We start from the raw sequence: 11,439 nt of genomic DNA, 5'->3' as shown, positions 1-11,439 counted from the left end.
CTGGATGTGGGACAATACCCGCCACTTTTTGAGCCACCCCGAATCGACCCGCCCATGACAGCCCCTCGCGCCCCAAAACCTGTCCGCCAGAAGCCCAAGCCCGCCATCGAGGCCAAACCTGTGGTGCCGCGGGAGAAGGCCAGCCTCCACCCGCGCAACCGCCACCAGGGCCGCTACGACTTCCCGGCGTTGATCAAGTCCACGCCTGAATTGGCCAGGTTCGTGATCCTCAATCCGTACGGCAAGGAGAGCATCGACTTCGCCAGCCCCGACGCGGTGCGGGTGTTCAACCGGGCGCTGCTCAAATCCTTCTATGGCATCGCCCATTGGGACATTCCAGCCGACTACCTGTGCCCCCCAGTGCCTGGTCGCGCGGACTATGTGCACTTCCTCGCCGATCTGCTCGCCAGTCATAACGACGGCGAAATCCCTCGGGGAGCGGCGGTGAAGGTGCTGGACATCGGCACTGGCGCCAACTGTGTCTATCCATTGATCGGCTACAGCGACTACCGCTGGCACTTCCTTGGCTCGGAGATCGACCCAACCGCCATCGCCTCGGCCAAGGCCATCGTCCAATCCAACGGCTTGAGCAAGGCCATCCAGTTGCGCCAGCAAGCCAACCGCAAGCAGATCCTCCTGGGCCTGCTGGAGGATGGCGAACGGTTCGACCTGACGATGTGCAACCCGCCGTTCCACGCCTCCCTGGAAGAAGCCACCAAGGGCAGCCAGCGCAAGTGGCGGGCACTGGGCAAGGCCGATCCGAAGCGCAAGCTGCCGGTGCTGAATTTTGGCGGCCAGGCCGCGGAGTTGTGGTGCGAGGGTGGGGAAGCCCGGTTCGTGACGCAACTGGTCGGCGAGAGTGCCCAGGTGGCCGGGCAAGTGTTGTGGTTCAGCACCCTGGTATCGAAGGCGTCGAACCTGCCGGCGATCCAGGCGGCGTTGAAGAAAGCCGGTGCGCTGCACAGCCACGTGGTGGAGATGTCCCAGGGCCAGAAGCAGAGCCGCTTCGTGGCCTGGACCTTCCAGACCGAGGCGCAGCAACAGGCGTGGCGCCAAATGCGCTGGGTCCGCAAAGATTAGAAGGACATTGCGCTAGCGTAGGAGCTGCCGAGCGAAGCGAGGCTGCGATCTTTTGATCTTTCGCTTGAAATTTAACAGCCAGGGGAAAGATCGCAGCCTCGCTCCGCTCGACAGCTCCTACGGGCGGTTTCCCAAGGCAATAAAAAACCGTGCCCGGATCACTCCGAGGCACGGTTTTTTTACAGCGATCTTACTTGTTGACCGCGTCGGTCAGGCCTTTGGCCACAACCAGCTTGATCACTTTCTTGGCAGCGATTTCGATGGCAGCGCCAGTCGAAGGGTTACGGCCGGTACGGGCAGGACGCTCGGTGACTTTCAGCTTGCCGATACCTGGCAGGGTGATTTCGCCGCCGTTTTCCAGCTGATCGGCAACGATTTGGCCCAGTTGGTCCAAAGCGTTACGCGCGGTGGTTTTTGGCGCGTCGATAGCTTCAGCGATGTCAGCGATCAGTTGGTCTTTAGTAAGAGCCATGTAGTGTTCCTTCCCTATCAAATTCATATGGATTGCAGAGTGCAGTGTCAGCCATCGAGCCCGATCTCTCTGGATCAGGCACCCTCGGCAATCACCACGACGGATCGGGGTAATAGATGCCGAAAACCGGGTTTGGTTCGACCTGACAGATGCTGAATGCACGCTTAACGCAGTGACTTCGCGTAAGACCGGGCAAAACTAGCACAACGCCTCTGAAATATCCGCCTCTAGCTACCCATTTGGTCAGCTTTCTTGCACTAAAACGTTAAAAAAATGCATATAGGCAGTCGGACGGGCCTGAAAGGACCTTTGCCGGGTTCCAAAACCAGTGATTGCGGTACACTGGGCCTTTTTCGGGGAGCACGCCCTCCTCTCTTTCATCAGCCGAGAAATCCATGCCGATCCGTCATTGCATCGTCCACCTGATCGACAAAAAACCCGACGGCACCCCTGCCGTGCTCCATGCCCGCGACTCCGAACTGGCAGAGTCCACGGCCATCGAGAACATGCTCGCCGACCTCAACGAAAGCTATAACGCCAAGCAAGGCAAGGCCTGGGGTTTTTTCCATGCCGAGTCCGGGGCGCATCCGTTCAGCGGCTGGCTGAAGGAGTACCTGGACGGCGGGAAGGATTTCACCGCGTTCAGTCGAGTGGCGGTGGAACACCTGCAAAAACTGATGGAAGAGTCCAACCTGTCGGTGGGCGGCCACGTGCTGTTCGCCCATTACCAGCAGGGCATGACCGACTACCTGGCCATCGCCCTGCTGCACCACAGCGAAGGCGTGGCGGTGACAGATGAATTGGACGTGACCCCGTCCCGCCACCTGGACCTGGGCCAGCTGCACCTCGCGGCGCGGATCAACGTCTCGGAATGGCAGAACAACAAGCAGTCCAGGCAGTACATCTCGTTCATCAAGGGCAAGAACGGCAAGAAGGTCTCGGAGTACTTCCGCGACTTCATCGGCTGCCAGGAAGGCGTCGATGGTCCCGGCGAGACCCGCACCCTGCTCAAGGCCTTCAGTGACTTCGTCGAAAGCGAAGACTTGCCGGAAGACGATGCCCGGGAAAAAACCAAGACCCTGGTGGACTACGCCAGCAGCCAGGCCAAGCTCGGCGAGCCCATGGGCCTGGAAGAACTGTCCGAGTTGATCGACGAAGATCGCCCGAAAGCCTTCTACGACCACATCCGCAACAAGGACTACGGGTTGTCGCCGGAAATCCCGGCGGATAAACGCACCCTCAACCAGTTCCGCCGCTTCACCGGCCGGGCCGAAGGCTTGTCCATCAGCTTCGAAGCGCATTTGCTGGGCTCCAAGATCGAGTATGACGAGGAAGCCGGAACGTTGATCATCAAGGGGTTGCCGACGTCGCTGACGGATCAGCTCAAGCGGCGCAATTGATGCTCGGTGGCGTACTGAAGAAAGTTCTGCTGGTCTTGCTGGTGGTGGTGGCTTACCAGAACTGGGGCAAGATCGAGCGGGTGTTCAACCCGTCGCAGAGGGTTTCAGAACAGATTCGCAACAATGCCCGCGTGGTGTTGTATGCCACCGACTGGTGCGGCTACTGCAAAGCCACCCGACGGTTCCTGGATGAGAAAGGCGTGCCGTTTCGCGAGTTCGATATCGAGAAGGACCCCGAGGCGCGCAAGGCCTACGAGGCGTTGGGTGGCCGGGGAATTCCGATCCTCGACGTAAATGGCACGTTGATTCGTGGGTACGAGCCGGAGAATATTCTCAAGGCGTTGTCTGCCATCTAGCCATCATCGCCAATCCCCTGTGGGAGCGAGCTTGCTCGCGATGGCGATGGATCGGCTTGCATCAATGCTGGATGTATCGCCGCCATCGCGAGCAAGCTCGCTCCCACAGGTCATTCGTTGCTCAGCGAGCCTCGATCCGAAACCCGAACCGCGGAAAGTGCACATGCACTACCCCGCCACGCTCATCTTCGCGACGCAGAATCAATTCTTCGCTGCCAGCAAACAATAACTCCCCGACCACCGGATCAACACCATAGTCCGTCGCGGCGATGGTCACCTGCTGCCCTGCGGTGAACCCGTTCGGCTCTTCGAACGACTCATCCGGCAGCGCTGCCGGTGTCGCGTTGCGGGCAACGTCCAGGGCTTCTTCGGCACTTATCTGGCTCGACGCGCCATGGCCGAAACCCAGCACCCGTGCCAACCATGCCGAAACGGCCGGATACGCGTCCACCAGCGGCGAGGTCACGGGGGTGCCCTTGAGGAACCACAGCGGATGGGCCATGGCGAAGTCGGCAATCGACGGTTCCCCCAACAGAAAATCGCCCTCTTCGCGCTGCAACTGCTGCTCCAGGCGCGCCATGATCGTTGGCCACTGGTGCTTGGCCTGCTCGGCAGGCAAGCGCGTGGTCGTGCCGCCACTGAACAGCCCGGCGCGGTCGCTGATGAACGCCTTGATGGCTTCAGGCGATAGCTTGGCGAAACGCACCGCCACCGATTCAGGCTGGAACACCAGGCTCACCGCATGCTGGAACACCACCGAGTCGGCCCAGGCGGCAAAGGACGCAGCCAGCATTTCCCGGCCTTCGGGGAACAGGGCCGGCGAGGCTTTTTCCTGCTCCAGCCGACGGGCGATCAGGGACGTATCGCAATAGATGTCCGCGCCAATCTGCAATACCGGCGTCTTGCGATAGCCGCCCGTCAGCGCCGTCAGGTCAGGCTTGGGCATCATTGGCGGAATGCTAGCCGAACGCCATGACAGGCCCTTGAAGCCCAGCAACAGCCGGGCCTTTTCCGCGAAAGGAGACGTAGGGTAATGATGAAGAATCAGCTCTGACATGAGACTCGCCACTGCAGGAATGAAGTCTTGCAGCTTAGCGCGACTGACCGGGCCAGCCTACCAGCCTGATAAAGGCCTATCAGCCAGGCTGATGAAGCGACAGCGCACTGGCCACCAGGCATTCCTTGGCGCTTTTCTTGAGCTTTTTGATCAGTCGCTCCTGGCGCAGGGCCTCGCCCTTGTCGCGACAGGCCTCGGTATACACCAGGGCCACTGCCGGGCTGGACAGGAAGAAGCGCGCGCCCTTGCCGCTTTGATGCTTGGCGAAGCGCCGCACCGGGTCATCACTGATGCCGCAGTACAGCGAGCCATTGGCGGCCCGTACCAAGTAGACGAACCAGGGTTTGTCCGCTTCGGAGGGACCTTGCGCAGGCAGATCGGGAGAGAGGTCGGCGGTCGTCACAAGATGTTCAACAGGTGGGCAAAGACAAGCCGCGATCTTATCAGCGACTGGCCTGGAACGCCCGCAACCCCTTCAGCGCCTGGGCCCTGACAGCGTTGCGCACCAGCGGCGTCCACCCCAGCAGCAGGCCCTTGGCGCCCAGCGCCTGGCGGGACCAGCGCCATAGATCGAAGCTGTCATGGTGCTCGCAGATCTTGCCATCGCGAAACACGAAGCGCGCCTGAATGTCGTTGATCACGATGTTGCCGGTCTGGCTGAACAGGTACGTCGCCACCCAGTGGGCACCGCCGGTACGCTCGTCGCTGCGCACGTTATCGAAGGTCAGGGAAAAGTCCTTGGCCCGGGTCGTCAACATGCGCCACATGTCACCGGCATCGCGTCCGCGCAGCTCGCCAAACGCCGGATCGCTGAACAACACGTCGTCGGTGTAGCAAGCGCTCATGGCGTCGGCGTCCAGGCGCTGGAAGGCCTGATAAAAACGGGTGATCAAGGCGTTGTGGGCATCACTCATGGACCGGCTCCGAAAAACGTTTCAGTAGGCCTGCACGATAATCTGCCAACGCGGGGAAAACTATCGTCATTCGCCATGAAAATGATATCAACGAAGGTCGGTGACTCTTTCGCTCTCGACCCCGACGTACAGCGCCCGGCCTGCGCCGATGCCCGCGATGATCGCCCCCAGGCCAATCAGGCCGAAGATCCAGCCGAGGGCATTCCAGCCCCCGGTCAAGTCGTGGACCACCCCCACCGCGAAAGGCCCCAGCGATGCCAGCGTATAACCGAAGCCCTGGGCCATGCTGGACAGGTTGGCGGCCACATGGGCATCCCGCGAACGCAACACGATCAGCGTGAGCGCCAGGCTGAACGTCGCGCCCTGCCCCAAGCCCAGCAATATCGCCCAGCCCCACAAACCATCGATGGGGGCGTAGAGGCAACCGAACAGCCCGCTCAGGGTCATGACCATGACGATCACGATGGCCAGGCGCTGGTCCTTGCCGCGCGTTGCCAGCCAGGGCGCCGCGAGGGAGCTGATCAATTGCACGATGACCGAGCCGGACAGCACGAGCCCGGCCTCGGTCGGGGTCAGGCCACGTCCAATCAGGATCGAGGGCAGCCAGCCAAAGACGATATAGGCCAGTGACGATTGCAGCCCCATGTACAAGGTCACTTGCCAGGCCAGGGGATCACGCAGCAAGCCGCGTACCCGGTACGCCACCTGATGGGCACCGGGTTTCTCGCCCACTTGCGGCAACCAGAACACCGCAGCCAGCAGCGCCGGGACCACCCAGAACCCCAGGCCCGAGGCCCAGCTATGGCCAAGGTGCTCGCTCAACGGCACTGTCGCCCCGGCCGCCATCGCCGCGCCCAGGCATAGCGCCATGGTGTACACACCCGTCATGGCGCCGGCCTGTCTGGCGAAGTCGCGCTTGACGATGCCCGGCAGCAGCACGCCGATCACGCCGATGCTCGCACCGGCCAGGATACTGCCGGCGAACAGCCCAACCTGACCGAACGCACTGCGCAGGACAATCCCACCCGCCAGTGTCAGCAAGATCCCCAGCACCACGCGCTCGGCCCCGAAGCGCCGCGCCAGCACTGGCGCCAGCGGGGCGAACAGGCCCAGGCAAAGCACTGGCAACGTGGTCAGCAAACCGGCCTGGGCAGCCGACAGGCCAAGGCTTCTTGACACGTCGCTGAGCAGCGGCGCCATGCTCGACAACGCCGGACGCAGGTTCAGCGCCACCAGGATCAGCCCGAGCAGCAAGAGCCAAGGCCGGCGCACCAACGCCTGGCTCTGCTGGACCTGGGCGTCGTCGGCTTCGGCGTCGATCAACAGTTCTTCGAGTTCGGCGGCGCGTTTGCACGCCGTCGAGGTGGCTGGGTCAAGCAGATCGCGGGACATGGAAAGCTCGGGTTCAGGGTTCATTGATCAACTGCCGACACAGGGCCTTGGCCTGCTCCGGGTCTTGGCGTTCGACCGCTTCGAGAATGTCGACATGCAGGTCGAACACATGCTGATGGCGGGGGACGATATTGAGGCTCTGGCGCAACTGCGCGCCGATCACGCTGGAAAAGTAACGATAAAGCTCGCTGAGCGTTGGATTGTGCGCGGCATCCACCAGCAGGCGGTGGAACACCAGGTCGCAGGCGATGTAGTGCTCCAGGTCGCCGTGGTAATGCTCGCCACTGGCCTGGAGCGCCTTGCGCAAGGCCTGCAAGTCTTCTTCGGTACGCCGCAGCGCGGCCAGGCCGATGGCCTCGACTTCGAGGATATGCCGGGTTTCCCGGGCCTGGTCCAGCGAACAGCGCGACAGCACCTTGAGGGTATCGAGCGGGTCCACCGTCGCCCGTACATAACTGCCGTCGCCCTGGCGGATCTCAATCAACCCGGAAAACGCCAGCACGCGCATGGCTTCGCGCACGGTATTGCGGCTGATACCCAGCTCGGCCACCAACTCGGGCTCGGTGGGCAAACGCTGGCCCACGACCCACACGCCATCACTGATGCGCTGGCGCAGTTGGTCCAGGGCTTGATCGACCAAGGACCGCTTAATTAATGGAGAAATGTCTGACATGGAGCTCACCCTTTCATCCAATCATAGGATGAATTTTCTGACATGTTAGTCAGCTTCATGTGGGACGGCAACCGCCTAGGGTCAACAGGAGGTAAAGAAACGAGATTTTCGATTAGTCAAAATTACCCTTTAAGGGTAATTTTAAGAACAAGGCACACCGTTCCATGGAAAAGAACACACCTCACTACGCCTTGGCGGCGATACAGGCAGATGTCAGGCGGCTTAAAGGGAAAGCTTTCACCAGCACTGCGAAGAACACTGCCCGGACGCTCGGTTTAAACGTCTCGGACATGCAGCAGGTCATCCATGGGCTTGAGCGAAAACAGTTCTACAAATCGATGCCCCCCCATGACGATCATCGAGTCTGGCATGACGTCTACCCCGCCAATTCACACGGTCTGCAGGTTTACCTGAAGGTGACGTACCGCCCCAGCGGAGGCCCACCGGTCGTTTCCTTCAAGGAGAAAAACTCATGAAACACCAGCAATGCTTCAGCTGTGGTGCCCCGGAAGGCATGTTGCATTTCGAAGGTCGCGGCGAAACCATGAGCGTCAAGGGATTGGAACGCCGGGTCGATGACTTGTCTGGCTGGGAATGTCAGATGTGCGGCGAAGTCGAGCTCGATTCAAGCTGCTCGGATCGCTACGACCACGCAGGTGATGAACTGGTCAACGCGGCCAGGCGAATGATCGGCGAAGAGATCAAACGTGTCCGGCGCAAACTGCATCTATCGCAAAAGGAAGCGGTACTGCTGCTATCGGGCGGTGGACACAATGCGTTTTCCCGCTATGAGCGCGGCGAGGTAGTGCCACCCAAGGCGTTGGTCTTGCTGATGCGCCTGCTTGATCGCTATCCGCACTTGCTTGCCGATGTCCATGCCTTCGCTGAAGACGCAGACTTGCGGCAATTCAAAACGACGGTGCACAAGGAACACGAGACCCTCACGGCTTGCTGAGCGGCCCATTAAAAACAAACCCGGAACACGTCCGGGTTTATTTCACTGCCTAAGACCGGATCAATGCAGAATCTGGCTCAGGAACAGCTTGGTGCGGTCGTTCTGCGGGTTGTCGAAGAAGTCGTTCGGCGCGGCCTGTTCGACGATTTCACCCTTGTCCATGAAGATCACGCGGTTGGCCACGGTGCGGGCGAAGCCCATTTCGTGGGTCACGCAGAGCATGGTCATGCCGTCTTCGGCCAGGCCGATCATGGTGTCCAGCACCTCTTTCACCATTTCCGGGTCGAGGGCCGAGGTCGGCTCGTCGAACAGCATGATTTTCGGTTTCATGCACAGGGCACGGGCGATGGCCACACGCTGTTGCTGACCGCCGGAGAGCTGGCCCGGATACTTGTTCGCCTGTTCTGGAATGCGCACGCGCTCCAGGTAATGCATGGCGATTTCCTCGGCCTTGCGCTTGGGCATCTTGCGTACCCACATCGGCGCCAGGGTGCAGTTCTGCAGGATGGTCAGGTGCGGGAACAGGTTGAAGTGCTGGAACACCATGCCGACTTCACGGCGGATCGCTTCGATCTGCTTGAGGTCGTTGGTCAGTTCCACGCCGTCGACCACGATGCGACCCTGCTGGTGCTCTTCCAGGCGGTTGAGGCAGCGGATGGTGGTGGACTTGCCGGAGCCCGACGGGCCGCACAGCACGATACGCTCGCCCTGCTTGACGTTCAGGTTGATGTCTTTCAACACGTGGAACTGGCCGTACCACTTGTTGACGCCCTGCATCTGAATAATGCCTTCAGGGCTCACAGGCTGTTTGATCGCTTCACTCATAAACTACGCTCCTAACGCTTGTGGCCAGTGTCCAGCTTGCGTTCCAAATGCATGGAATAGCGGGACATACCAAAACAGAAAATCCAGAACACCAGGGCGGCGAACACATAGCCTTCAGTGGCCATGCCCAGCCATTTCGGGTCGGCGGCAGCTTGTTTCACGCTGTTGAGCAGGTCGAACAGGCCGATGATGATTACCAGGCTCGTGTCCTTGAACAACGCAATGAAGGTGTTGACGATACCCGGGATCACCAGCTTCAAGGCTTGCGGCAGAATCACCAGGCCCATGCTGCGCCAGTACCCCAGGCCCATCGCCGCGGCCGCTTCGTACTGGCCCTTGGGAATGGCTTGCAGGCCGCCGCGCACCACTTCGGCCACATAGGCCGACTGGAACAGGATCACCCCGATCAGTGCTCGCAGCAGCTTGTCGAAGTTCATGCCTTCGGGCAGGAACAGCGGCAGCATCACCGACGACATGAACAGCACCGTGATCAACGGCACACCGCGCCAGAACTCGATGAAGGTCACGCAGACCACCCGGATCGCCGGCATGTTCGAACGCCGGCCCAGGGCCAGGACGATACCCAGCGGCAGTGCGCCGACGATACCGACGGTGGCGATCACCAACGTCAGCATCAGGCCGCCCCACTGGCTGGTCGCCACGGCATCCAGACCGAAAACGCCACCGTGCAGCAGGCACCAGGCAATGATCGGGTACAGCACCAGGAAGCTCAGGCCGTAGATCGCCTTGCGCGGGAAGCGCGAGATGAACAGCGGTGCCACGCCGAGCACTGCCGCCCACACGGTCAGGTCTACGCGCCAGCGCAGGTCCACCGGGTAGTAGCCGTACATGAACTGGCCGAAGCGCTGCTGGATGAACACCCAGCAGGCGCCCTCCTTCGTGCAGTCGGCACGAGTGGTACCGACCCAGTTGGCATCGAGGATCGCCCATTGCAGCAGCGGCGGTACGATCAGGTAGATCAAGTAGAACGCGAACAACGTCAGCAGCGTGTTGAGCCAGCTGGAGAACATGTTGGCGCGCATCCACGCCACCACGCCGATGCTACTGCTCGGCGGGGGCATGTCAGGTTTGAAAGTATGAGTCGTCATGCGCGTTTCCTCACCGCTCGATCAGCGCAATGCGCTTGTTGTACCAGTTCATCAGCAAGGAAATGCTGATACTGATCGCCAGGTACACACTCATGGTGATCGCGATCACCTCGATGGCCTGGCCGGTCTGGTTCAACACCGTGCCGGCAAACAACGACACCATTTCCGGGTAGCCGATACCGGCAGCCAGGGAGGAGTTTTTCGCCAGGTTCAGGTATTGGCTGGTCAACGGTGGAATGATCACGCGCAGGGCTTGCGGGATGATCACCTTGCGTAGGGTCGGACCGTTGCGCAGCCCCAGGGAGCGGGCCGCTTCGGTCTGGCCGTGGCTCACCGACTTGATGCCCGAACGCACGATTTCGGCGATGAACGCCGCGGTGTACACGGTCAAGGCGAGGGTCAAGGCCAACAGTTCAGGAATCAGAACCCAACCACCGACGAAGTTGAAACCCTTGAGCTCCGGCATTTCCCAGTGCACCGGCGCACCAAAGAGCAGCGCGCTCACGGCCGGGATCACCAGGAACAGCGCCAGGCCGGCCCAGAATTTATGGAACGGTTCACCGGTCGCTTCGAAACGCTTGTTGGCCCAGCGGGCCATCAGCACGATAGCGACAATCGCCAGCACGATGCTGATCACGAACGGCCAGAACCCTTCGGCCACCAGCGCGGCAGGCATGTTCAGGCCGCGGCTGCTGACAAAGAAGGTGTCGCCGAAGTTATGGGCGGCTCGCGGTCCCGGCATGCTCAGGAACACGGCAAAGTACCAGAACAGGATTTGCAGCAGTGGCGGGATGTTACGGAAAACCTCCACATAAACGGTTGCCAGCTTGGCGATGATCCAGTTCTGCGACAACCGCGCCACGCCGACGATGAAGCCGAGGATGGTCGCCAGGATCACGCCGATGAACGTCACCAGCAGCGTGTTGAGCAAACCGATGACAAAGACGCGGGCATAGCTGTCCGCTTCGGTGTAGTCGATCAGGTGTTGGGCAATGCCGAAGCCGGCACTGCGTTCCAGGAAGCCGAAACCGGAAGTGATGCCCCGGTGCGCGAGGTTGGTCTGCGTGTTGTCGAACAGAAACCAGCCCAGCGAAATGACCGCCACGATGGTGACGATCTGAAATACCCACGCACGCACTCGTGGATCGCTGAGGCTGAGCCTCTGCTTAGGTGCGCCGATTGAATTTTGCATGAAGTGCCCCGCAA

General features: G+C 60.8%; 14 protein-coding genes. 5 read left to right on the top strand and 9 right to left on the bottom strand.

Translation table 11 applies throughout. From position 1 onward, the window contains the following. Positions 1–54: 54 nt before the first annotated feature. The gene (gene rlmF, locus BLQ55_RS01280; protein WP_092204093.1) at positions 55–1,080 is read left to right on the top strand and encodes a 23S rRNA (adenine(1618)-N(6))-methyltransferase RlmF; all 1,026 of its coding nucleotides are present in this window, start codon (positions 55–57) and stop codon (positions 1,078–1,080) included. A 190-nt stretch (positions 1,081–1,270) separates the two neighbouring features. Here rlmF and BLQ55_RS01275 read toward each other — a convergent pair whose 3' ends face one another. Further along, positions 1,271–1,552: an HU family DNA-binding protein gene (locus BLQ55_RS01275; protein WP_007905514.1), complete on the bottom strand. Its 282-nt coding sequence runs from the start codon at positions 1,550–1,552 to the stop codon at positions 1,271–1,273. Between the two features lie 395 nt (positions 1,553–1,947). Here BLQ55_RS01275 and yejK point away from each other — a divergent pair, with 395 nt between their 5' ends. Both yejK and BLQ55_RS01265 read left to right on the top strand, forming a co-directional pair. Beyond that, on the top strand, positions 1,948–2,952 hold the full coding sequence (gene yejK, locus BLQ55_RS01270; RefSeq protein WP_024777637.1) for a nucleoid-associated protein YejK: 1,005 nt from the start codon (positions 1,948–1,950) through the stop codon (positions 2,950–2,952). Next, positions 2,952–3,308, top strand: coding sequence for a glutaredoxin family protein (locus tag BLQ55_RS01265; RefSeq protein WP_092204094.1), 357 nt, complete (start codon positions 2,952–2,954; stop codon positions 3,306–3,308). The genes yejK and BLQ55_RS01265 overlap by 1 nt, the downstream gene beginning before the upstream one ends. A 121-nt stretch (positions 3,309–3,429) precedes the next feature. Here the strand turns inward: BLQ55_RS01265 and BLQ55_RS01260 are convergent, their stop codons facing one another. The 5 genes from BLQ55_RS01260 to BLQ55_RS01240 all read right to left on the bottom strand — a co-directional run bounded on the left by BLQ55_RS01260 (position 3,430) and on the right by BLQ55_RS01240 (position 7,344). Beyond that, positions 3,430–4,365: a glutathione S-transferase family protein gene (locus BLQ55_RS01260; protein WP_092204095.1), complete on the bottom strand. Its 936-nt coding sequence runs from the start codon at positions 4,363–4,365 to the stop codon at positions 3,430–3,432. A gap of 79 nt (positions 4,366–4,444) precedes the next feature. Next, entirely contained in the window at positions 4,445–4,768 is a 324-nt protein-coding gene (locus BLQ55_RS01255; RefSeq protein WP_092204096.1) for a GIY-YIG nuclease family protein, read from the bottom strand. Positions 4,769–4,808: 40 nt separating this feature from the next. Next, a complete protein-coding gene (locus BLQ55_RS01250) occupies positions 4,809–5,279 on the bottom strand; it encodes a nuclear transport factor 2 family protein (RefSeq protein ID WP_092204097.1) in 471 nt (156 codons plus the stop codon). An 87-nt stretch (positions 5,280–5,366) separates the two neighbouring features. Further along, on the bottom strand, positions 5,367–6,695 hold the full coding sequence (locus BLQ55_RS01245; RefSeq protein ID WP_092251895.1) for a CynX/NimT family MFS transporter: 1,329 nt from the start codon (positions 6,693–6,695) through the stop codon (positions 5,367–5,369). Next, positions 6,685–7,344 (bottom strand): FadR/GntR family transcriptional regulator, encoded by a 660-nt coding sequence (locus BLQ55_RS01240; protein ID WP_092204099.1) that lies wholly within the window; start codon positions 7,342–7,344, stop codon positions 6,685–6,687. Before BLQ55_RS01240 ends, BLQ55_RS01245 begins: the two co-directional genes overlap by 11 nt. A 164-nt stretch (positions 7,345–7,508) precedes the next feature. On the opposite strand from BLQ55_RS01240, the gene BLQ55_RS01235 reads away from it, so the two are divergent. Both BLQ55_RS01235 and BLQ55_RS01230 read left to right on the top strand, forming a co-directional pair. Then, a complete protein-coding gene (locus BLQ55_RS01235; protein WP_092251893.1) occupies positions 7,509–7,820 on the top strand; it encodes a type II toxin-antitoxin system MqsR family toxin in 312 nt (103 codons plus the stop codon). After that, positions 7,817–8,299, top strand: a complete 483-nt coding sequence (locus BLQ55_RS01230; RefSeq protein WP_092204101.1) for a type II toxin-antitoxin system MqsA family antitoxin — start codon at positions 7,817–7,819, stop codon at positions 8,297–8,299. The genes BLQ55_RS01235 and BLQ55_RS01230 overlap by 4 nt, the downstream gene beginning before the upstream one ends. A gap of 60 nt (positions 8,300–8,359) precedes the next feature. On the opposite strand, the gene BLQ55_RS01225 is transcribed toward BLQ55_RS01230, so the two are convergent. The 3 genes from BLQ55_RS01225 to BLQ55_RS01215 are packed head-to-tail and all read right to left on the bottom strand — an operon-like array spanning position 8,360 to position 11,425. Next, positions 8,360–9,124, bottom strand: coding sequence for an amino acid ABC transporter ATP-binding protein (locus BLQ55_RS01225; protein WP_003205299.1), 765 nt, complete (start codon positions 9,122–9,124; stop codon positions 8,360–8,362). An 11-nt stretch (positions 9,125–9,135) separates the two neighbouring features. After that, positions 9,136–10,233, bottom strand: a complete 1,098-nt coding sequence (locus tag BLQ55_RS01220) for an amino acid ABC transporter permease (protein ID WP_092204102.1) — start codon at positions 10,231–10,233, stop codon at positions 9,136–9,138. A 10-nt stretch (positions 10,234–10,243) separates the two neighbouring features. Further along, entirely contained in the window at positions 10,244–11,425 is a 1,182-nt protein-coding gene (locus tag BLQ55_RS01215) for an amino acid ABC transporter permease (RefSeq protein WP_092204103.1), read from the bottom strand. Positions 11,426–11,439: the final 14 nt, after the last annotated feature.

The sequence above is a fragment of the Pseudomonas sp. NFACC13-1 genome, from assembly GCF_900104425.1.
Classification (GTDB): domain Bacteria; phylum Pseudomonadota; class Gammaproteobacteria; order Pseudomonadales; family Pseudomonadaceae; genus Aquipseudomonas; species Aquipseudomonas fluorescens_AA.
This window is presented reverse-complemented; position numbering and strand designations above follow the sequence as displayed.